Origin of the sequence: Chitinophaga sp. (assembly GCF_039596455.1) — a bacterium.
Lineage (GTDB): Bacteria > Bacteroidota > Bacteroidia > Chitinophagales > Chitinophagaceae > Chitinophaga.
Map to the genome: position 1 here is coordinate 801667 of NZ_JBCNJR010000001.1, position 20525 is coordinate 822191.

The 20525-nt window shown below is 53.1% G+C and carries 20 protein-coding genes; 7 read left to right on the forward strand and 13 right to left on the reverse strand.

Features of this window, described 5'->3' with window-relative positions:
* Nucleotides 1–81: 81 nt before the first annotated feature.
* Together ABDW36_RS03250 and ABDW36_RS03255 are read right to left on the reverse strand one after the other, a co-directional pair.
* Nucleotides 82–1419, reverse strand: coding sequence for a Gfo/Idh/MocA family oxidoreductase (locus ABDW36_RS03250; RefSeq protein ID WP_343700441.1), 1338 nt, complete (start codon nt 1417–1419; stop codon nt 82–84).
* Nucleotides 1420–1521: 102 nt separating this feature from the next.
* Nucleotides 1522–2487, reverse strand: coding sequence for an SUMF1/EgtB/PvdO family nonheme iron enzyme (locus ABDW36_RS03255; protein WP_343700442.1), 966 nt, complete (start codon nt 2485–2487; stop codon nt 1522–1524).
* A gap of 203 nt (nt 2488–2690) precedes the next feature.
* Here ABDW36_RS03255 and ABDW36_RS03260 point away from each other — a divergent pair, with 203 nt between their 5' ends.
* A complete protein-coding gene (locus ABDW36_RS03260) occupies nt 2691–3617 on the forward strand; it encodes a TIM barrel protein (RefSeq protein WP_343700443.1) in 927 nt (308 codons plus the stop codon).
* 66 nt (nt 3618–3683) lie between these two features.
* Here the strand turns inward: ABDW36_RS03260 and ABDW36_RS03265 are convergent, their stop codons facing one another.
* From ABDW36_RS03265 to ABDW36_RS03280, 4 genes are all read right to left on the reverse strand, one after another.
* The gene (locus ABDW36_RS03265; RefSeq protein ID WP_343700444.1) at nt 3684–4565 is read right to left on the reverse strand and encodes an alpha/beta hydrolase; all 882 of its coding nucleotides are present in this window, start codon (nt 4563–4565) and stop codon (nt 3684–3686) included.
* A gap of 25 nt (nt 4566–4590) precedes the next feature.
* The gene (locus ABDW36_RS03270; RefSeq protein ID WP_343700445.1) at nt 4591–5487 is read right to left on the reverse strand and encodes a YitT family protein; all 897 of its coding nucleotides are present in this window, start codon (nt 5485–5487) and stop codon (nt 4591–4593) included.
* A gap of 124 nt (nt 5488–5611) precedes the next feature.
* Nucleotides 5612–6751, reverse strand: coding sequence for a formimidoylglutamase (locus ABDW36_RS03275; RefSeq protein WP_343700446.1), 1140 nt, complete (start codon nt 6749–6751; stop codon nt 5612–5614).
* A 164-nt stretch (nt 6752–6915) separates the two neighbouring features.
* Nucleotides 6916–7164, reverse strand: coding sequence for a hypothetical protein (locus tag ABDW36_RS03280; protein ID WP_123864809.1), 249 nt, complete (start codon nt 7162–7164; stop codon nt 6916–6918).
* Between the two features lie 338 nt (nt 7165–7502).
* On the opposite strand from ABDW36_RS03280, the gene ABDW36_RS03285 reads away from it, so the two are divergent.
* Nucleotides 7503–8603, forward strand: coding sequence for a glycosyltransferase (locus ABDW36_RS03285; protein ID WP_343700447.1), 1101 nt, complete (start codon nt 7503–7505; stop codon nt 8601–8603).
* 9 nt (nt 8604–8612) lie between these two features.
* On the opposite strand, the gene ABDW36_RS03290 is transcribed toward ABDW36_RS03285, so the two are convergent.
* Nucleotides 8613–8978 carry an ArsC/Spx/MgsR family protein gene (locus ABDW36_RS03290; protein WP_343700448.1) on the reverse strand — a complete coding sequence of 122 codons (366 nt, stop codon included), beginning with the start codon at nt 8976–8978 and terminating at the stop codon, nt 8613–8615.
* Between the two features lie 58 nt (nt 8979–9036).
* Here ABDW36_RS03290 and polA point away from each other — a divergent pair, with 58 nt between their 5' ends.
* The 3 genes from polA (at nt 9037) to ABDW36_RS03305 (ending at nt 13712) form a co-directional block, all read left to right on the forward strand.
* Nucleotides 9037–11859, forward strand: a complete 2823-nt coding sequence (gene polA / locus ABDW36_RS03295; protein ID WP_343700449.1) for a DNA polymerase I — start codon at nt 9037–9039, stop codon at nt 11857–11859.
* Between the two features lie 99 nt (nt 11860–11958).
* Nucleotides 11959–12513: a GNAT family N-acetyltransferase gene (locus tag ABDW36_RS03300; protein WP_343700450.1), complete on the forward strand. Its 555-nt coding sequence runs from the start codon at nt 11959–11961 to the stop codon at nt 12511–12513.
* A 53-nt stretch (nt 12514–12566) separates the two neighbouring features.
* On the forward strand, nt 12567–13712 hold the full coding sequence (locus ABDW36_RS03305) for a C1 family peptidase (RefSeq protein ID WP_343700451.1): 1146 nt from the start codon (nt 12567–12569) through the stop codon (nt 13710–13712).
* A 58-nt stretch (nt 13713–13770) separates the two neighbouring features.
* Here ABDW36_RS03305 and ABDW36_RS03310 read toward each other — a convergent pair whose 3' ends face one another.
* Nucleotides 13771–14388, reverse strand: coding sequence for an L-threonylcarbamoyladenylate synthase (locus ABDW36_RS03310; protein WP_343700452.1), 618 nt, complete (start codon nt 14386–14388; stop codon nt 13771–13773).
* A gap of 107 nt (nt 14389–14495) precedes the next feature.
* On the opposite strand from ABDW36_RS03310, the gene mtgA reads away from it, so the two are divergent.
* Nucleotides 14496–15203: a monofunctional biosynthetic peptidoglycan transglycosylase gene (gene mtgA, locus ABDW36_RS03315; RefSeq protein WP_343700453.1), complete on the forward strand. Its 708-nt coding sequence runs from the start codon at nt 14496–14498 to the stop codon at nt 15201–15203.
* Nucleotides 15204–15210: 7 nt separating this feature from the next.
* Here the strand turns inward: mtgA and ABDW36_RS03320 are convergent, their stop codons facing one another.
* The 4 genes from ABDW36_RS03320 to ABDW36_RS03335 form a co-directional block, all read right to left on the reverse strand.
* A complete protein-coding gene (locus ABDW36_RS03320; protein WP_343700454.1) occupies nt 15211–15729 on the reverse strand; it encodes an ATP-binding protein in 519 nt (172 codons plus the stop codon).
* On the reverse strand, nt 15726–16349 hold the full coding sequence (pnuC, locus tag ABDW36_RS03325; protein ID WP_343700455.1) for a nicotinamide riboside transporter PnuC: 624 nt from the start codon (nt 16347–16349) through the stop codon (nt 15726–15728). Before pnuC ends, ABDW36_RS03320 begins: the two co-directional genes overlap by 4 nt.
* 45 nt (nt 16350–16394) lie before the next feature.
* A complete protein-coding gene (locus tag ABDW36_RS03330; RefSeq protein WP_343700456.1) occupies nt 16395–18050 on the reverse strand; it encodes a PNGase F N-terminal domain-containing protein in 1656 nt (551 codons plus the stop codon).
* A gap of 85 nt (nt 18051–18135) precedes the next feature.
* Nucleotides 18136–18717: a NifU family protein gene (locus ABDW36_RS03335; protein ID WP_343700457.1), complete on the reverse strand. Its 582-nt coding sequence runs from the start codon at nt 18715–18717 to the stop codon at nt 18136–18138.
* A gap of 118 nt (nt 18718–18835) precedes the next feature.
* On the opposite strand from ABDW36_RS03335, the gene ABDW36_RS03340 reads away from it, so the two are divergent.
* Nucleotides 18836–19288, forward strand: coding sequence for a methylglyoxal synthase (locus tag ABDW36_RS03340; protein ID WP_343700458.1), 453 nt, complete (start codon nt 18836–18838; stop codon nt 19286–19288).
* Nucleotides 19289–19393: 105 nt separating this feature from the next.
* On the opposite strand, the gene ABDW36_RS03345 is transcribed toward ABDW36_RS03340, so the two are convergent.
* Nucleotides 19394–20419 carry a DUF3500 domain-containing protein gene (locus ABDW36_RS03345; protein WP_343700459.1) on the reverse strand — a complete coding sequence of 342 codons (1026 nt, stop codon included), beginning with the start codon at nt 20417–20419 and terminating at the stop codon, nt 19394–19396.
* Nucleotides 20420–20525 lie beyond the last annotated feature (106 nt).

Genomic DNA, 20525 nt, shown 5'->3' on the forward strand with positions numbered 1-20525 from the left:
GAAGGGCCGCTTCATAATAGACATATGAAAAAGGGCGCTCCGTTAGCGGAGCGCCCTTTATGTACAGCAATTATTTTCACATTAGCTGAAATATTTGGTGATGCCGGGTTTGGCATATGCATAGTTGCCGTTTGCGTCGGGCAGCACCGGGGGCGGCGCGTCAAATGCATATTTGGCGGGCTGCAGGTTAATGCCTGAACCCAGCGCTTTTTCATACCCGATAGACTGGCCGGAGTAAGTGGCCATACGCCCGATGATAGCGGAAAGCGTAGCTTCCACGCCACGTTTGGCATCCTGGTATTTGAATTGCCCTTTGGCCACGGCGTCAAACAGCTCATCGTGCTCTGCCTGGTAGGGCCGGTTTTGTTGTTTCTTGTCGAAAGTGTAGAGGGTTTTGCCTTTATGGTCTAGGATTACGCCCTTGTCACAAATGATGCGGCCTTTGGTGCCTACTATCTCTTCGTCTACACGGCTTACGGAGTCTTTCCAGTGGCGGCACTGGGAGTTCATCACCACGCCGTTTTTATAGCGGTATTCCACAAAGTGGTGATCATAGATCTCACCTGCTTCGGGGCCGGTGCGGATGGCGCGGCCACCCATGCCCACGGCCGTAACCGGGGTTTCGCCCATGAACCAGTTGCCCACGTCAATATTGTGGATGTGCTGTTCTACGATATGATCTCCGCAGAGCCAGTTGAAGTAATACCAGTTACGCATCTGGTACTCCATTTCGGTGTACTCAGGTTTGCGCGGGCGTACCCACAGTGCACCCTGGTTCCACCATACCTGTATGGAGGTGATGTCTCCGATGATGCCGTCCTGGAAGCGTTTGTACAGCTCGCGGTAAGAGGTCTGGTAGTGGCGCTGCAGGCCTACCACCACGTTGAGCTTCTTGCTCTTGGCTACTTCTGCCGCGGCCAGCACCTTTGCAATGCCGGCAGGGTCTGTAGCTACGGGCTTTTCCATAAAAATGTGCTTGCCCTGATTCACCGCCTCTTCGAAGTGGATGGGGCGGAAACCCGGAGGAGTGGCCAGTATCACCACGTCTGCCAGGGCAATGGCTTTTTTATAGGCATCAAAGCCGGTGAATTTGTTGGAATCCGGAACTTTTACGCGTTCCGGTTTATCTTTCATTTCTGCGGTGATGTTCTCGAAGCTCTTGTCCAGATTGTCGCGGAAGGCATCTGCCATGGCCACTAGCTGAACGTTTTCTTTGGTTTTCAGTGCCTGCGCCGCTGCACCGGTACCCCGGCCGCCGCATCCTATCAGCGCTACTTTAATAACGCCGGGTGCACCGGAAAAATAATTGGCTTGAGACAAGATAGGTGCTGCCAGCAGCCCTCCCGCCAGTACGGAGGATTGTTTCACAAAGTCTCTGCGACTTTGCCCGTGGAATGATTGTGATTTTTCGTTTTCCATTGATGGGTATTTTACCGGGACCATTGCTCGGAGCGTTGAGTTCCGTGGTGATATAAATGAGTAGCTTTTAGCGCTCAGAAATTACAAAAAATTTCCCGTTTCCTACCGGGACCCCACAAATTTATCTACTACTTCCGCAAAGAACTGCTCTGCCTCTGCCTTGGTGGGCTGCTTTAACGGCCGTACCAGCCGGAAACCCACAAAGGGCGCGTCTGCGTTCCACCATTTGCTCTTGGGTATCTGGGGGTCACGGTCGTTCCAAACCGGGTCAGATTCCAGCCGGGCGGCGCAACGGGCATTTTCCGCGGCATCTTCATAGTGGCCGCCCTTTACCGTGCGGGGGGTAGTGCCGGTGGGCTTGTTCCAGGGGTTGGAGGCCGCCGCTTTGGCATAGGCCTTTTCATCATACTGGTCAAGCGTCCATTCCGCCACGTTGCCCAGCATATCATACAATCCCCAGGCATTGGGCTTCAGTTCTCCCACTTTATGGTAAACGGCATCACTGTTCTCGGCCGTCCAGGCGTAGTCTTTCAGCTGGGCCGCATCGTTGCCGAAGGGGTACGCCGTTTTGGAGCCGGCGCGGCAGGCATACTCCCACTCCGCTTCCGTAGGCAGGCGGTAAAACACCCCTGTTTTGGCGTACAGCCATTTGCAATACATCAGGGCGCCGTACTGGCTCATGCTGTTGGCCGGGTAACCGCCGCTTTTGCCCATGCCCAGCGTAAGGTCTATATAAGGAGGGCTGGGCCTGGTCATACCATCTGGCAGAGGCGTCTGGTCTTTATCCTTGTCTGCGTATAAATCGTATTGGTCAAAGGTTACTTCGTAAGCGCCCATCCAGAAGGGGTCTACCTTTACTTTCTTCTGCGGGCCTTCATCTGCCTTGCGGCCTTTTTCGCCGGCGGGGCTGCCTAACATAAATTCTCCTCCCTGAACAGGTACCATTTTAATGGTTACATCCGTACCCTGTATCTTTTGCTCGTAAGCTTCAAAGGGTTCACTGGTCTGGGCGTACACGGAGCCGGTTACAAACCCTCCGAATAACAAAGCCACTGTTTTTTTTCTCATTGCTGATAACGTGCTGGAATATTAAAGCGTGTGAATTTATTAATTCTGAAGGTTGAAACCAACATATTTTTTATGAACGTCAAGAATTGGTGACAATAGTTGCAAAAAATGCGAAAAAAGGCTGATTTGCGGTTTTTTTGTCAAATCATTCGGATTTACATTGAAAAGCTATTAATTTCGGACGCTAATCATTTTTACACGATATGGAAAGAAGAACCTTCCTTCAACATGGTACGCTGGCGGGCATTTCGGCCCTCACCTTCGGCGCTGCGGCAACCGCCGGCGCCGCTGATACAAAACAGCCGGCCGCTGCCGGAAAACCCTTTAACCTGGACTATGCGCCTCATGCCGGCATGTTCAAGAACAGCGCCGGAGAGGACTTTCTTGACCAGATCCGTTTCATGCACGACCAGGGCTTCCGTTCCATAGAAGACAACGGCATGCTCAAGCGTGACAAGGCCCTGCAAAACAAGATAGGTGAGCTGCTGGCCAAGCTGAACATGCGCATGGGCGTGTTTGTGATAGACGGCGGAGACAACTGGAAGGTATCTCTCACCACCGGTAAAAAGGAGTTCCTGGACGTTTTCCTCAAAACCTGCGAAGCGTCTGTAGAACTGGCCAAACGCGTGAATGCCAAATGGGCTACCGTAGTGCCTGGCTATTTTGAGCGTAAACTGCCTATAGGCGTACAAACCGGCAACGTGATAGACGCGCTGCGCCGCGGTTCCGAAATACTGGAGAAGGGCGGCCTCACCATGGTGCTGGAGCCTTTGAGTGACAACCCGGACCTGTTCATGCGCACGTCTGACCAGACCTACATGCTCTGCCGCGCCGTAAACAGTCCGTCCTGCAAAATACTGTACGACATTTACCATATGCAGCGCAATGAAGGCCAGCTGATAGCCAACATAGACCTCTGCTGGAGCGAAATTGCCTACATACAGATAGGTGACAACCCCGGCCGTAAAGAGCCCGGCACCGGCGAGATCAATTACCGCAACGTGTTCAGACACCTGTACAACAAAGGTTACAAGGGCGTAATGGGCATGGAGCACGGCAACGCCAAACCCGGTAAAGAAGGCGAGCAGGCGCTGATACAGGCCTACCGCGACGCTGATAATTTCCTCTGATATTTCCAGAATAGAAAAGGGCTGACCACTTTTACCTGGTCAGCCCTTTTTGTTATGTTCAGGTCCTTATTTCTTTTCCAGCACGCTTTTGATCCATTCCACGCTCAGCGCCGGCCAGCTGTTCAGCACAGGGTCTTTCGGCGCCATGCCAAAGCCATGCCCGCCATGGTCATAAATATGCATGGTAGCCGGCACCTTGTTTTTCAGCAGCGCCTTATAAAATACCAGGCTGTTCTCTACCGGCACCCCTTTATCATCAGAAGAATGTATCAGCATGGTAGGCGGTGTGGCGCCGGTAACGCGTTTATCGGTTGAAAGGGAATCTTTCATTTCCGCAGAGGCGTCAGGGCCCAGCAGGTTCACGGTGCTGCCATTGTGCCGGAAGCTTTCGCTCATGCTGATAACCGGGTATACCAGTATGGCAAAGGCCGGGCGGCTGCTCCATTTTTCGGGGCCGTTGCCGGCGGGGTTGGCAGGTATGTGCATGGTGGCCAGCGTGGAAGCCAGGTGGCCGCCCGCTGAAAAGCCCAACACGCCTATCTTTTCAGGATCTATTTGCCAGGAGGCCGCTTTAGACTTCACCAGGCGCATGGCGTTGGTCACATCATTGTATTGCGCCGGGTAGCGGGAGCCGCTCTGGCTGACATCGTTAAGGCGGTAATGCAGCACTATCGCTTCAAAACCCTGCTCTGTATAAAACGCCGCAACGTCTTTCCCCTCATGCTCTATGGCCAGGTGGGTATACCCTCCGCCTGGACATATCAGTATGGCGGCGCCATTCTTTTTGTCTGCCCGGGCCTTGTAATGGTCAATATGCGGAACATCGTTCACCTTGCGGCCGCCGGCAATTTTCAGCTGCGGCTGGCCGGGGTAAAGGTCTATCCTTTCCTGTGCTGTGGCTTGTAATGAACTGATCATAAGTAATGCGGCAACAACGCTGTTTTTCATTTAATCTGTTTTTTTTCGTGGTATGCTAATGATGGGTAGCCCGGCGCTTGATCATACCGCCGCGCGTATCGTTGATATTGTGTTGCACAATAAACGCTTTTTCATCGATTTTTTCAATCTCATCCACAATCTTGTGCACTTCCAGCCGTGTTACAACGGTGTAAATAATTTCTATATCGCTGTTGATCTCCCCTCTTTTCCCGTACCCGCTTTTACCTTTGAACACGGTTACGCCTTTGCGCAGCTTCAGCGTGAGCGTTTTGCGGATCAGCTCGCTCTTGTCGGAGATCACCGTCAGCGCAATGTATTCCTCAAAGCCGGATATCACAAAATCCACCATCTTGGAAGCGCACAGGTAGGTAAGCATGGCGTACAGGGCCGTTTCCACGTTGATCAGCACCGCCGCCACCCCAAATATCAGCACGTTGAAGTACATGATCACCTCCCCTACAGACAGTACCGTTTTGCGGTTGATGAACAGGGCCAGCACTTCCGTACCGTCCAGCACGGCGCCGCCGCGGATAGACATGCCGATGCCCGCGCCCAGGAAGAAGCCGCCGAAGATGGCTATCAGCAGCTTGTCATGCGTAATAACCGGCACCTGTATGAACACCAGGCTGGCGGCCAGGCCCACAATGGCCGCAATGGTTTTGAAGGTGAAGGTTTTGGACAATTGGCGGTATGCCAGCAGAATGAACGGCAGGTTGATGACCACCAGCAGCACGGAAATAGACCAGCCGGTGAGCCGGTTTACCAGCAGGGAAATACCCGTTACGCCGCCGTCAAGAAAACCGTTGGGCAGCAGGAACGCTTTCAGCCCAACGGCCGCCAGCAGCACGCCAATAGCTATCAGAGCCGCATCCTGCGAGTTCTGAATGAGGTTTAAACGGGCAATCCGTGCGCGGCGGGTAGATGTGGCCAATTGCGGATGATGTGAGTTAGAAATCTGGATCGAACATTAACTGTGACCCGGCGGGTCAGTTAAATTTACGATATTCTGCGCTTTCTCCGTTGCCGGAAAGGACACAGCCGGCAGGCCTAAGAGCCTACAGCCGCTCCTGACTCCGCAGCCACCTTTCAGGTATCTCGTTGTTGCTGGCCAGCAGGTAATCACTGTAGGCGCAGGGTACAAAAGATTTATCTGGCAGCTGCATCCACCAGCGGCCGGTTTTTTTGCTTTTCAGGAAAACCGTGTCGATGTCCGTGAAGGCGATGTGAAATTCGAGGAACGCTTCGCGGTCTGCCAGCTGCGCTTCCTTGTTCTTTACGGAGCGGCCGTCCATAAAGTACCAGAGCATCTGCGCAATCTGTTTGGCCGTGAGGTTGTCTTTGTCTTTATCAGGATTATAACCATAAATGCCATAAGTGCTGAGCTGCGCGCTCATACCGGCATAACGGGACAGGGCGCAGGCCTCTTCCCCGCTGAACCCGTTGGGTGAAAGGGAGCTGGCGGGCGCGTCCGTATGTTTGATCATGTTGATATCTACACTGAACAGGTCTGTATTCCGGAGCACCGGCTCTATCTCTTCCAGGTTTTCACGCACCTTGCCCAGGCGGAAGCAGTCAAACCGCAGCTTGTCAAGCGTTTCCAGCATGCGCGGCTGCACAAAGTAGCTCTGGAAACCGATGTGGTTATAGTGGCGGATGTAGTTGGGCTGCTCCATGAACATGCTGAACAGGAAGTTCTGAGAGCGAACGGGAGAGTTTTCCTGCAGGTCTATGAGCGCATCTGCTACGGTTACTTCAATGATATATTTTTTCATGGCGTAGGCCTGGTACTGGGCATACGTAAGGTCATGAGAGCCGCCGAGGATGATCACTGTTTTGCCGGCGTCTACCAGCTCTGTTACCACGCTTTTGAGGGCTGCATAGGCATCTGCCAGGGAGCGGCCGGGCAGCAGGTTGCCGGCATCGGCCAGGCGCACATCCTGATGCCAGTGAAACAGGCGGTAAAATTCCCGGCGTACCACGTCAGGCGTATCTGTTCTCCCGTTGGGAAGACCGGTGCCGCGGGTTTCCCCGGCGCCCAGCAATACAATGTCTGCCGCGTCCAGGTCGGGTATATGGTCTTCTTCGTAAAGGTCTATGGAACTGCCTATCTGCAGCGGCTCGTAGGGTTCGTCTTCATTCAGCAGTGTTTTGGAAACAGGAGCCAGGAAGTCCTGCAGATGCGAAAAATCGATCATCACAACGGATTTTGTTTGCCCGCAAACCTACAACAGATTTTATAAAATAAAATACCGGGACGGTGTAACACCGCCGGATTTTTTTTAACAACAACTTGGATGAGAAATGCGCAGTAAGGATCAGGGTAGGATATGACTACCGGAATGACGCTGCAATAAGGGCATCAGTTTTTGTGGACAATGAACTCAAATGCCTTTGGTTCTTTACGGAAGAATGCACGCTCCAGCACACGGCGTTTGCTGCTTACGCGGTGTTTGTTGCAATCCGCTACCTCGGTGGCGGTGGCCAGATAGTCCATGGTTTCAACCAGCGATAACATATCGCTGATCTGCTTCACTTCGTACTGGATTTCCTGCTCGTTGTAACGGTCTTCGTGTAACAAGATGAGTAAATCCCTCTCTACAGGCTTCATGCTAATTACGTTTGATTGTTTTCTCTTTTTGTTGACATCAATTTCAATAACGTGATCCTTCCTCACAGGACAGCTCAAGGTATAGTGCGATAAAATTAATGTTTCATCCTCCCCGTTTTCATGGTCGGGCATCCACAATCGTTTTTCTTCAATACGCTACAGCCCTGACACGCTAAGCTTACCATAACTAAGAAAATAAAAAACCACTTAAACTTTTTCATCGATGCATATTATAAAATCTTCTTCAATATTGCAGCCTGAACGTTGTGAGAGTTTACTGTTTCTTAACAATGGTCATTTCTAAATTAAGCTATTTTCGCAAAAAAAAATCTAAATATTTGTCCACATACGCCCAGGTGCCAAAAAAAGTGCTCATTGTACCCCTGGATTGGGGATTAGGCCACGCCACGCGCGACATTCCGCTGATACACGAACTATTAAACGCTGGTTGTGAAATAGTTATTGCGGCGGAGGGCAAACATGCGGCCCTGCTGGCGGCGGAGTTTCCCCGGCTCACCATTCTTCCCCTGCCCGGCTACCACATCCGGTACTCGCAAAAGGGCCTTTTTTTCGGTCTTAAAATTATCAGGCAGATCCCCCAGATATGGCGCGCCGTGCGGTTTGAGCAGGCCTGGCTGCGTAAAACGGTGGCGGAGCTGGGCATCCATGCCGTTATTTCAGACAACCGCTTCGGCCTCTACCATCCTGATATTCCCTGCGTGTTCATTTCGCACCAGCTCCTCATCAAAACACCCTTCGGCGGCTTTACAGAGCGGCTGTTGCAAAAGATAAACTACCGCTTCATTAACCGCTATACGGCCTGCTGGGTGCCGGATTTTGCCGGGGAGCCCAACCTCAGCGGCGTGCTGGCCCACCCGCCGCAACTACCCGCCAACACCACCTACCTGGGCTGCCTCTCCCGTTTTGAGCCCATGCCCGGCGTAGAAAAGAAATATGACCTGCTGGCCCTTATTTCCGGCCCGGAACCGCAGCGCAGCAACCTGGAAGCACTGGTGCTGGCCCAGTTAAAGCAAATGCCCGGCATCAAAGCCCTTATTGTGAGCGGCCGGCCGGATGAGGCGGCCCGCAAGGAGCCGGGGCCCGGTATTACGCAGGTAAGCCACCTGAATGCCCGTGACCTCAACGAAGCCATGCTGGCAGCAGATATGGTGCTCTGCCGCTCCGGCTACACCACCCTCATGGACCTCGCCAAACTCAATAAAAAAGCCATCCTGGTGCCTACCCCCGGCCAGTCTGAGCAGGAATACCTGGGCAGGTACCTCATGCAGAAAGGATATTTCTACAGCCTACCGCAGCACCAGTTCTCCCTGAAAAAAGCGCTTGAGGCCGCCAAAACCTTCCCCTTTACTACTTTTCAGCATGGGCAGGATATGACGGCCTACAAAGAGGTGGTGCGCAACTTCGTTAAAACACTTTAGAATATTTCGTTATTTAGGATACGTTAACAAAAACTCCTTCAACGCGGCTACGGTCTTCTTTTCGTTCCCTACAAAGATCCTGTTGCCGGCTATCGTAACCGGGCGTTTCAGGAAAGTGTATTCTTCCAGTATCAGTTTCCGGTAGTCTTCTTCCGTCAGTTGTCTACCGGCCAGGCCCATGGGACGGAATTTCATGGAGCGGCGGCTGAAAAGGGCCTCATAGCTGCCGGCCAGCTTGCGCATCTGGTCCAGCTGCGCGGGGGTGATCTTTTGTGTTTTGATGCATTGCAGCTCAAAGCCTTTGGCCGTTATGCCGGTTTCTTCGAGTATCCGGGCGCAGGTGTCGCATGTGGATAAATGATACGTCTTGTTCATCCCGTAAAATTATGAAACAGGAATGTTCCATCTGGCCATTTTGTTTACTTTTACCGCCATGAGCAAGAAACTCTTTTTATTAGACGCCATGGCGCTCATTTACCGCGCCTACTATGCATTGATCAGGAACCCAAGGCTCACCAGCAAAGGGCGCAACACCAACGCCCAGTTCGGCTTTACCACCACCCTGCTGGACCTGCTGAATAAAGAAAAACCTTCCCACATAGCCGTGGCCTTCGATACGCATGCGCCCACGGAACGGCATACGGATTTTGAAGATTATAAAGCCAATCGTGAAGATGCGCCGGAAGACATACTGGCCGCCCTCCCCGACATCAAACGCATCATTGCCGGTTTCAATATTCCCGTGCTGGAGATGGACGGGTATGAGGCGGACGATATCATCGGCACCGTGGCCTGGCAGGCGGCCGCACAAGGTTACACCGTGTACATGGTTACGCCGGATAAAGATTATGGCCAGCTGGTGAAAGACAACGTGTTCATCTGGAAACCGCCTGCCCTTGGCAACAAGGAAGAGATCATGGGCCCGAAGGAAGTGTGCGAGCGCTGGCAGATAAAAGACGTGCACCAGGTGATAGACATTCTGGGTCTGATGGGAGACTCCGTAGACAATATTCCCGGCATACCCGGCGTGGGCGAGAAAACGGCCATGAAGCTGCTGGCGGAATGGGGCTCGCTGGAGAACATCCTGGCCAATGCAGACAAGATCAGCGGCAAGATGGGAGAAAAAATAAGGGCCGGCGCGGAAAGCGCCATCCTCTCCAAGAAGCTGGCCACCATCATCACCAATGTACCGGTAAGTTTCCACGAAGAAGATTTCTGCTGCACGGAGATCAACAAAGAGCAGCTTTCAGAGATCTTTACAGAACTGGAATTCAAGACCCTGGGCAAACGCATACTGGGAGATACTTTCAGCGCCATCAGCGGAGAGGCCGCTCCCGGAAAGCCCGTGCAGCAAGACCTCTTTGGCAACGCCGTGGAAACTACGCCGGCTGAAAACCTGGCGCAGCAGGCGGAAGCCATTGAAAGCACCGGCCTGGTGGCAGACAAGAACATCGAGAACACGCCGCATACCTATTACCTGGCCAGCACGCCGGAAGAGCATGCCGCCGTAGTGGCCACACTGATGGCCGTACCGGAGATCAGCTTTGATACCGAAACTACCGGTACAGACGCCAACGCGGCAGACATTGTGGGCATGAGCTTCTCTATACAGCCCGGCGAAGGCTGGTATATTCCCATGCCGGCAGACCGCGCCGCCGCACTGGAAATACTGGAACGCTTCCGGCCCGTGTTTGAGCGGGAAGACGCCCTGTTCATAGGCCAGAACGCCAAGTACGATCTCATTGTGCTGAAGTGGTACGGCATTGAAGTGAAAGGCGCCATCTTTGACACCATGCTGGCCCACTACCTGATTGAGCCGGAAGGCCGCCGCAGCATGGACCTGCTGAGCGCGCAATACCTGCAGTACGCCCCCGTTTCCATAGAAACGCTCATCGGCAAAAAAGGCAAGGCGCAGGGCAATATGCGGGATGTGGAGCTGGAAAAGATCAAGGAATACGCAGCGGAAGATGCAGACATCACCCTGCAGCTCAAGAGCAAATTTGTGCCGCTGGTTACAGAACGCAAGGTGGAAGATGTGCTCTACCGGATAGAGAACCCGCTGGTGAAAGTGCTTACGGACATGGAGTACGAAGGCATTGCCATTGATACGCAGGCCCTGGCAGATTACTCCCGCTCCCTGGAGGCGGAGATCAAAACAGCGGAAGAAAGCGTGTACCAGCAGGCCGGCGTGCGTTTCAACCTGGCCTCCCCCAAGCAGCTGGGCGAAGTGCTGTTCGAAAAGCTGCAGCTTGACCCCAAAGCCAAAAAGACCCGCACCGGGCAGTACGCCACGGGTGAAGATGTTTTGGCCAAATTGTCTTCCAAACACCCTATTGTGGAAAACATCCTCGTGTTCCGGGAACTGAGCAAGCTGAAATCTACCTACGTAGACGCGTTGCCGTTAATGATCAACCCGCGCACCAACCGCGTGCATACCTCCTACAACCAGGCGGTGGCCGTTACCGGGCGCCTCAGCTCCAACAATCCCAACCTGCAGAACATACCCATCCGCACGGAAAGAGGCCGTGAGGTGCGCAAGGCATTTGTGCCGCGTAACGAAGAATATACCCTGCTCTCTGCAGACTATTCGCAAATTGAGCTGCGCATTATTGCCGCCATCAGCGAAGATGCAAATATGACAGAGGCGTTCAAAAGCGGGCTGGACATTCACACTGCCACCGCGGCAAAGGTCTACGGAGTTGACCTTTCAGACGTAACCCCGGACATGCGCCGCGCCGCCAAGAGCGTAAACTTCGGCATTATTTACGGCCAGAGCGCCTTTGGCCTCAGTGAAAACCTGGGCATATCCCGTACGGAAGCCAAGGGCCTGATCGATAACTATTTTGCGCAATATTCCGGCATCAAGGCCTACATGGAAAACCAGGTGAAATTTGCCAGGGAAAAGGGCTATGTGCAAACCATGATGGGCCGCAAGCGCTGGCTGAAAGACATCAACTCGTCTAATGCCGTGGTACGCGGCTTTGCCGAGCGCAACGCCATCAACATGCCCATCCAGGGTACGGCGGCAGACCTCATCAAGCTGGCCATGATCTCCCTGCACAAAACCTTCCGGGAACATAATTTCCGCTCCCGGATGCTGTTGCAGGTACATGACGAATTGGTGTTTGACGCCCACCTGGATGAGGTGGAGATCATCAAGCCCCTTATCCTGGAAGGCATGCGTAATGCCATGCCCCTGGGAGTGCCTGTGGAGGCCGAACTGGGTACCGGCAAAAACTGGCTGGAAGCGCATTAACCCCGCGCTTCGGGCCCTGTATATTTGTCACCCGAAATCTGTCAATTCTTTGTTGGCATGCCCCTTGCATTTCCGGAAATCCTTTACTAGTTTTCACATATGATCCAAACCACAAGGTTACAGTTGTTGCCCTGCACGTTGAAATATTTTGAAGCGTTGTTGCACGGGAATGAAGCATTAGCCCAAACTTTAGGAGTAGAGGTACCGGAGAACTGGACGGAATTTCCTGAAATGGTGTTGGTTGCTTACGATAAGTTGCGGAATGATCCGGCTTTGCTGGGATGGTTTTTTTATTTGGCCATTCACAAGGCAGACAACCGCCTCATTGGCACCGGTGGCTTTAAAGGCCGCCCCACGCCAGACGGGGTGGTGGAAATCGGGTACGAAGTGTCTGTAGACTACCGGGAGCAGGGATACGCCACTGAAATGGCGGAAGTGCTGATCCGTTTTGCATTTAACCATTCATATGTTCAAAAAGTAATTGCACATACACTGGAAGAATATAACGCAGCCGTAAAAGTGCTGCAGAAATGCGGCATGCGTTTCGGCGGCGCCGTAAACGGCACAGACGAAGACGAGCTGTGGCGTTGGGAAATTACCCGTGAACAATATGAGGCCACACAAACCGCTCATCAAACAACCGGCCTGCCGTAAGAGGGATATCCTTTATTTTTGCCGCTTTAAAACAATATCTAAACCAAGCGAGCATGAGAAAAGCGTTGTTGATGGGCGCCGCCTGCCTGTTAAGCATGGCAACCATGGCCCAGGTACCTCTTACCAACAAGGAGGGCAGCCAATACCAGTTTACCGTACTGAAAAGCCAGGATGCATTTACCGTTCAGAACCAGGGCCAAACCGGCACCTGCTGGTCTTTTTCAGGTCTTTCCTTTTTTGAGTCAGAAATGATGCGCAACGGCAAGGGCAAAAACCTCAACCTGAGCGAAATGTTCGTAGTGCGCAAAATGTACCCGCTGAAAGCGGCCAACTACGTGCGCATGCACGGCAAAGCCAACTTCGGTGAAGGCGGCGGTTTCCCGGATGACCTGCTGTGCCTCCGCAACTACGGCCTCGTGCCACAGGAAGCCTATGACGGCAACCGGCAGAAAACTTACAACCACGCAGAAATGACCAGCCTGCTGGAAGGCATGGTAAAAACACTGGGCGAAGCCAAAACCGTTAACCCCGCCTGGCAGAAAGCGGTAGACGGTGTGCTGGACGCTTACCTGGGCGCTACCCCCGAGAAGTTCACCTACAACGGCAAATCATACACCCCGCAGTCTTTTGCCAAAGAGCTGGGGCTGAACGCGGATGATTACGTGATCGTTTCCTCTTTCAACCATCACCCTTTCTACAGCCAGTTTGTACTGGAAGTGCCGGATAACTGGAACTGGGAAAAGGTGTACAACGTGCCCCTGAACGAGTTTACCGCCATTGCGGAACAGGCCGTGCTGAACGGTTACACCCTGGCATGGGCGGCAGATGTAAGCGAGAAAGGATTTTCTTTTAAAGACGGGCTGGCCATTGTACCGGAAAAAGACTGGGCAGACTATAGCGACAAAGAGCGGCAGGAACTGTTCACTACGCCCGCCAAAGAAAAAGTGATCACGCAGGAAAACCGCCAGCTGGCTTTCGATAATTTTGAAACGCAGGATGACCATGGCATGCACATCACAGGCCTGGCCAAAGACCAGCAGGACAACAAGTTTTTCATTGTTAAAAATTCATGGGGTACCGGCAATTACTGTGGCGGTTATTTCTACGCCTCCATGCCATATTTTGCCTACAAAACCACCTGCTTTATGGTGAATAAAAAGGCCATCCCGAAAGAAATAGCGAAGAAAATGGGGATCTGATTTCTATCTATACAGCAGAGCGGTACTTTCACAAGGCCGCTCTTTTTTTATGCTATCGCTACACCAGCTCTTCCCAGTTGCCGGCCCCTTCCCTCACCAGCTCCGGCTCCGGCCCGGTGCAGTCTACCACGGTAGATGTAACAATGCCGCCCGGCCCGCCGTCAATCACAATATCTACCAGCTTGCCGAATTTGTCGTGAATAATTTCCGGGTCTGTATATTCTTCTACATATTCCTCTATTGGCAGAGACGTGCTCATGATGGGGTTGCCGAGCTCCTTCACCAGCGTGCGGCATATCAGGTTATCAGGCACGCGGATGCCCACCGTGTCCCGTTTTGTTTTCAGCATTTTGGGCACCTGCCTGCTGGCCGGCAGAATGAAGGTGTACGGCCCCGGCAATGCTTTTTTCAGCAACCGGAAAAGCGGCGTGTCTACACTCTTGGTATAGTCGGTAAGATGGCTCAGATCGTAACAGATAAAAGAGAAATGCGACTTTTTGGGGTCAATGCCCTTGATGCGGCAAATGCGCTCTACCGCGCTGTGCTTGAAAATATCGCAGCCCATGCCGTACACCGTATCGGTAGGGTAAATTACCACGCCCCCGTCTTTCAGGCACTCAATAACCGTTTTCAGGTTACGCGGGTTCGGGTTTTGCGGATGCAGTTCCAGTCTCATAATTCCTGTTTGTATAAGATTATAACAATCAACGCTGCGGCAATGTTGCTTTTGAAAAATACGCAATAATCTTGCTAACTTTCCGCCCGATATTGAAAACCACCTGGATGAAATTAAAAGGTATTGTTCCCAGAACCTGGCGACTGTTAAAAAAAATATTCCTCATACTGTTTGTTGCGCAACTGTTGTACATCATTCTGCTACGCTGGGTGAACCCGCCCGTTACGGTTACCATGATCAGCAGCTGGTTCAGCCTTTGGGGCACCGGTAAATCTTTTCAGCGGGACTATGTTGGGCTGCACGAAATGTCCCAACACGTTAAGCTGGCCGCCATAGCCAGTGAAGATCAGCTTTTTCCTGACCACGACGGGTTTGACTTCAAGTCTATCGAAAAGGCCATGAAGCATAATAAAAAGAGCAAAAAGATAAGAGGTGCCAGCACCATCAGCCAGCAGGTAGCTAAAAACGTTTTTCTCTGGCAGGGCCGCAGCTACCTGCGCAAAGGGCTGGAAGTATATTTTACGTTCATGATAGAAAAGATCTGGGGCAAGAAGCGCATACTGGAAGTATACCTGAACGTAGCCGAAACGGGTGAAGGTATTTTTGGCGTAGAAGCCGCTGCACAAGCCTATTACAAAAAACCGGCAGCCAGCCTCAACCGGGAAGAATCTGCCATGATCATCGCCTGCCTTCCCAACCCCGTTTCCTATACCGTAGTACCCCCGGCGCGCATTACTTACAACCGTCAGCGCCGCATCCTGCAGCAAATGCGCAACCTCTCCGGAGACCCTGATGTGGCGGAGCTGGTGAAATAGGTCGCAACTAATCCAGCATCTTGTTCACAGCCGCAATAGCCGTCTGCAACCGTTCTTTCTGCCCGCCGCGGATATCTGCCCAGGGCGCGCCGGTGTTAATCACAATATCCCGGTAAATGTTGTAGAAATACACCCGTTCCTCCGGCCGCGGGTGCTCCCGTTGCGGGTCATCTTCCCAGGGTACGTCAATGTAGGTCAGCAGGTAGCCATCGTATTGCCGGGCGGCAATCATTTGCAGGATGCGGGGATCGCAATCTCCGTATTTAGCCTCGCTCCATACTTTGATCACATACAGGTCTGTATCGCAAACAAGCAGGTTGCCGGCCTTGGCCGCGGCTTCATCTTCCAGCCTGAGCTGCCCTTCCGCCATGGCTACCAGGTCTTCCTTTTCATACGGCCTGTTCAGTGTTTCCAGGTAGCCCCTTGCAAACTCTTTCACCCACACGGTATTAAAATGTTCCGCCAATGCCGCGCTCAGCGTGCTTTTACCGGTAGACTCCGGGCCTATGACCACAATTTTTTTCAATGCTTTTCGTTTGGTTGCAGGCGGTAGAGTTTCAGCCAGTGAAAATAGCCGTTCACCGCCACAATGAACAGGAAGATAGTTAAAAATGCATACAGCGGCTGCGCTTTATAGAACAGCAGCGGCACGGCCACAAAATTGGAAATGTTCAGGAATATCCAGTTCTCCAGCTTGCGTTTGGCCAGCAGCCACATACCGCTCCAGGCGGTAGAAGATACAAAGGCGTCCAGCACCGGTACGTTGGAGTCTGAAAACCGGTGCAGCACCAGGTAAATAATGCCCCAGCCTGCCAGCGCAATGCCCGTGGCAATACCCAGCTCCCGCCGGTTCACGCGGGAAATTTCCACCTCCTGGTTGCGGCGGTCTTTATGCGTCCAGTGATACCAGCCGTAAACGCTCATTACGAAATAATAAACGTTCAGCGCGGCTTCTCCATAGAGGCCTACCGAAGGCTGCAAGTAAGCGTAAACGATCAGCCCGGTGCTGATAATGCCTGTAGGGTACACCCATACGCTGTTCTGCCGGGAGCAGAGCACGCTCAGCACGCCAAAAAACACGGCGGTAACGTCTACCCAGGTCATTTGCTGCAGCCCTGCTGTAATTCCCTGTAAAAGTTGTTGCATATAAAAAAGCAGGAGGCTGCAAAGTACAGCCTCCTTTTAAAAGTTTTATTCTTTGTCACCGATCAGCACGCCGGAAACGTTCCAGGCGCTGAAGCTGCCGCCTTCCGGCTTGCCCAGCGGAATGGCCACCTGCAGGGTATGCGTACCCGCGCCTAACTCCGGCAGCGGAATGTCTACCGGCAGGGTTAAGGTACCGGGACACCAGTTGGAACGGCTCAGGTCTGAAGAAGAAAGGCCGTTGCCAAAATTGCCGGAAGCGGGGTTCAGCAAACGGTAGGTAGCACAATCTTCCCGCCAGGGCGTGAAGTGGTACACCCTTTTGCCGTCAGCAAAGATCTCGTTCTGCTTGGGCACAAACTCGTCTCCGCCGCCCCAGCCGCCGTGGCCCGTGGTAATGTACCGCAGCTTCAGGTTTTTCACGCCTTCGGGAATATTGACGGTTACGGTGAGGGAGTCTGTGTCAAACATCGTCCCGTACTCCTGCCCTGCCATTTCCATCAGGTTGGTGCTGTTGAAAACCGGCATCACCCAGGTTTTGGGAGCGGCATTGTTTTCCCCATCGTAGCCGGGGTAGTATTTGAACCGCAGGCTGGCTTTATGCCCGCCCTTGTCATAGTTGCCGATAAAAATACCGATCCATACTTCTCCCTGCAGGCGGGGCAGCAAGGCGGTAATGTCCTGTTTGTACACGGCGGAATCTGCCCAGTCATATCCCTTGATCTTTGCCTGTGCGTTGAAATGACCAACGCCAAAGGGGGTGAAGAAGCGCATCAGTTCAAGCGGCGGGAGGTAATTGTCTGTTGCCGTTACGCCCTGGTATTTTTTACCGTTACGCGCGGTGTATAACGGCAACGCCTGTACGCCCTTTTCAAGCCCGTCAAGGAAAGACACGGCTTTATCTGTCGGGATCATGAAAACGGAGCCCGTACGGTCGTACGCATCCCCGTTGGAATATTCTACCAGTTCTGCAAACAGGCGCTGGCCAGGCCTTACGGCAGGCAGTTTTACTTTCTTGAGCACCACCGTGCCGCCGGAAAAGCGGTAGGTAGTATTCAGTTGGCCTGGCGCCGGGTTGGGTGTATTGTTACCGAAGGCGATCTGCTCCCGGTCAAAAATGTTCAGCGTGGTATAGCGGCTTTCTATCACCTGGCGTTGATAAGTGGGCTCGTCTACCAGTTTGCCCCAGGAAGCGGGCCAGGCCAGCTCTTCCCTGGTTACAGGTCGCCAGGCAATGTTTTTGGCATAGGTTTCCGTGTTGCCGTTGCGGATGGTTTTCAGCACCAGGCCCAGCCCCGGCGCAATGGAGATGCTGGGGCTGCCTTTGATCTTCAGATCGTTGGTGTACCATACCTCAATGGTGTTGGAGCGGATGAACACCTTTGCTTTTTTGCAGGGGATGCCCAGAACGGTGTCAATGCCCGGCAGCAGCTCCGGTTTGGCATACTCCGAAAAATTCTTTTTGAGGGTGTAGCCGCCCAGTACCTGGTAGCTGGCCTGCTGGCCGGTGTGCAAAAACTGTTGTTCCGTTTGCCTTCCCTGCGGCGCCAGTCTTACCTGGCTGCCTTTGATAAAAATTTGTTGTTCACTGCGGGATTCTTTCCCATTGTTGCGGAAGCCGTATGTAACCACGGCCTCGGCCTGCTGTGCCTCCGCCTGCGCGGCACACAGGCTGAGCACGCATCCTAGTACGATCCATCTCATGGGTGTAAAGCTAATTAATCAGCGCAAGAAAAAAGCGCAACCGGCAAGGCTGCGCTTCTAACACTATCATTCACTCAACTATGGCTTATTCTGCTTCTGCCACCACTTCTTTCACTTCCGGGATCATACGCTTCATCATGCCTTCAATACCGGCTTTCAGCGTGATCATGGAAGAGGGGCAGCCTGAACATGAACCCTGCAGCATGAGGGTCACCACACCTTCATGGTAGTCTTTGAACTGGATGGCGCCGCCGTCCATTTCTACTGCGGGTTTTACATGGTTTTCCAGCAATTCCTTGATGCGTTGCACCACATCGCTCTCATCTCCGCTAAATACGGGCGTGGCCACTATCTTGTCTTCATTGATGACCGGGCGGTTATCTTCCAGGTATTCTTTCAGGAACTGTTTGATGGTGGGGATCACATCCGTCCAGTCCGTATCATTGGTTTTGGTGAGCGTTACAAAGTTGCTGCAGATGAACACTCCCCTGATGAAGGGGAAGGTGAACAGTTCTGCCGCCAGCGGAGAGGGCTCCGTGCTGGCCGCATCAGGGAAATCGATAGATTTATTCGGATACAGGAGCTTGTTCACCACAAACTTCATCGTTTCCGGGTTCGGCGTCATTTCCGTATAGATACTAATAATGGGATTTCCTGTTTTTATCATTATATCAACAATTTTCTCCTGCAAAATTAGCAAAAATTGCCGACACTCCGGCCGTTCTTTTTCCTTTGCGGGGGCAAACGCACTACCTTCAACTCATCTATTTAATTATTTTTGCAATATGCAACTAACTAAAACCCTGCATGCCCGCAAACGGATTGCCTTAATTGCGCATGACCACAAAAAAGCGGAAATGCTGGAATGGGCTGTTTACAACAAAACGGTGCTGGCCCGCCATGAGCTGTACGCTACGGGCACTACCGGCAAACTGATCGAAGAAGCGCTGGACGTGTCTGTGCGCAAGCTGCTGAGCGGCCCGCTGGGCGGGGACCAGCAGATAGGGGCCGCAGTAGCGGAAGGGCGTATTGACGTGATCATCTTTTTCTGGGACCCCATGGAGGCCCTGCCCCATGACCCGGACATCAAGGCCCTGCTGCGGCTGGGCGTGGTGTGGAACATCCCTATGGCCAGCAACCGGGCGTCTGCAGACTTTTTGCTCACTTCGCCCCTGATGCACCAGGAGTACGCGGCCATTCTGCCGGATTACAGCCAGTACCTGGGCCGCAAAGTGTAGCGGGCCGCCACCGGCGGCATTTTTCCGGTTCAATTCCACAAAAAAGTTCATGTTTTACAGAGCGGAGGGAAAGATTTTCATTACTTGAAGGCCTTATGCCCGGTGCTACCGGCTCCCCACATGCGCTTGCCGGTAATGCTGCAGCAGCATGTCCTCCCCGAAATCATTTTTCAGGTCGCGGAACGTGGTGTGCACATGGTTGGCGCTGTTTTGGGTGTTATCGTACTCTATGATGAAGGTAGGCCCCTGGATGCGGTAATAATGGCCCGTTCCCCAGCTTTTCCCTCCGGCCCAGGCAAAGTGCAGCTGCTCCCAGCCGGCCGCTCCTATGTCTTTCCAGAGCAGATCGGCCATCAGCTTGGTATACCGGTCTACATACACCGCCACCAGTTTTTTCAGCACCTGCTGCTGCGCGGCTTTCATTTGCCCGTAACCCAGGCCGGGCGGGTTTTGCAGCCAGGCCTTGCGTTTGTTGCCGGTAATGATGTCTGCCGGGGCCTTTTCTGCAACCAGGGCTTTCTCCAGCTGTGCGGCATCCAGCGTTTTTAACAGCTCGAAGGCCAGGGCGGACTCTTCTTTCAGTATTTGCCGGCCTTTATGCGGGCCTTCCGGCACAATGGCCGGATTTGCGCCCATAAATGCGGGCGTGCCGGCTACCAGGCTATTGGTAACGGCGGAAAAGTTGAGGGAGAGGTGATGGCCTTCCATACGCCAGCCCCAGGGCTTGCCTGCTGCGGGCTCCCCGAAAAAAGAAAAATAGTATTTGCCGGGATGGCGGTACTCATCATCCGGCCCGCGACCTTCCAGGGCGCGCAGCACGTATTCGGTTTCCACAATGGTGGTGGCCTTCCTGTAGCCGTCACTGCTGAGGCAGACTTTGAGCAGGGCGTAGGCGCGGGCGCGCTGGGCATCCGTCATGTCTTTGAGGGCCAGGCCTTTACGGGCGCGGGGCACAAAGTGCCAGTTGAAACGTTCTTCTTCCTCCCATGGAAAACAGGCCAGGCGACGGGCGCCGGTGTCCAGCACAGCCAGGAAGTCTTGCGCGGCCCTTTCAATGGGCTTTGGAGCGGTTTGGGCAAAGGCGCTGCCGTTTGCCAGGAGCGCATATATAATAATGAAGACCTTTTTCATGATGCGTGGAATGAAGCCAGATCAAAATACAACAGTTTTTGCGGGAAAGGAAGTGCAGGCTTTTGAGCGCCCCCTCCGTTAGCCGCACTTATTCTTTTTTATCCGC

What these genes read in the sequence shown, in the direction of transcription:
- ABDW36_RS03250 (WP_343700441.1), bottom strand. Translation starts at nt 1,419, where the DNA reads ATGGAAAACGAAAAATCACAATCATTCCACGGGCAAAGTCGCAGAGAC.
- ABDW36_RS03255 (WP_343700442.1), bottom strand. Translation starts at nt 2,487, where the DNA reads ATGAGAAAAAAAACAGTGGCTTTGTTATTCGGAGGGTTTGTAACCGGC.
- ABDW36_RS03260 (WP_343700443.1), top strand. Translation starts at nt 2,691, where the DNA reads ATGGAAAGAAGAACCTTCCTTCAACATGGTACGCTGGCGGGCATTTCG.
- ABDW36_RS03265 (WP_343700444.1), bottom strand. Translation starts at nt 4,565, where the DNA reads ATGAAAAACAGCGTTGTTGCCGCATTACTTATGATCAGTTCATTACAA.
- ABDW36_RS03275 (WP_343700446.1), bottom strand. Translation starts at nt 6,751, where the DNA reads ATGATCGATTTTTCGCATCTGCAGGACTTCCTGGCTCCTGTTTCCAAA.
- ABDW36_RS03280 (WP_123864809.1), bottom strand. Translation starts at nt 7,164, where the DNA reads ATGAAGCCTGTAGAGAGGGATTTACTCATCTTGTTACACGAAGACCGT.
- ABDW36_RS03290 (WP_343700448.1), bottom strand. Translation starts at nt 8,978, where the DNA reads ATGAACAAGACGTATCATTTATCCACATGCGACACCTGCGCCCGGATA.
- polA (WP_343700449.1), top strand. Translation starts at nt 9,037, where the DNA reads ATGAGCAAGAAACTCTTTTTATTAGACGCCATGGCGCTCATTTACCGC.
- ABDW36_RS03300 (WP_343700450.1), top strand. Translation starts at nt 11,959, where the DNA reads ATGATCCAAACCACAAGGTTACAGTTGTTGCCCTGCACGTTGAAATAT.
- ABDW36_RS03305 (WP_343700451.1), top strand. Translation starts at nt 12,567, where the DNA reads ATGAGAAAAGCGTTGTTGATGGGCGCCGCCTGCCTGTTAAGCATGGCA.
- ABDW36_RS03310 (WP_343700452.1), bottom strand. Translation starts at nt 14,388, where the DNA reads ATGAGACTGGAACTGCATCCGCAAAACCCGAACCCGCGTAACCTGAAA.
- mtgA (WP_343700453.1), top strand. Translation starts at nt 14,496, where the DNA reads ATGAAATTAAAAGGTATTGTTCCCAGAACCTGGCGACTGTTAAAAAAA.
- pnuC (WP_343700455.1), bottom strand. Translation starts at nt 16,349, where the DNA reads ATGCAACAACTTTTACAGGGAATTACAGCAGGGCTGCAGCAAATGACC.
- ABDW36_RS03330 (WP_343700456.1), bottom strand. Translation starts at nt 18,050, where the DNA reads ATGAGATGGATCGTACTAGGATGCGTGCTCAGCCTGTGTGCCGCGCAG.
- ABDW36_RS03335 (WP_343700457.1), bottom strand. Translation starts at nt 18,717, where the DNA reads ATGATAAAAACAGGAAATCCCATTATTAGTATCTATACGGAAATGACG.
- ABDW36_RS03340 (WP_343700458.1), top strand. Translation starts at nt 18,836, where the DNA reads ATGCAACTAACTAAAACCCTGCATGCCCGCAAACGGATTGCCTTAATT.
- ABDW36_RS03345 (WP_343700459.1), bottom strand. Translation starts at nt 20,419, where the DNA reads ATGAAAAAGGTCTTCATTATTATATATGCGCTCCTGGCAAACGGCAGC.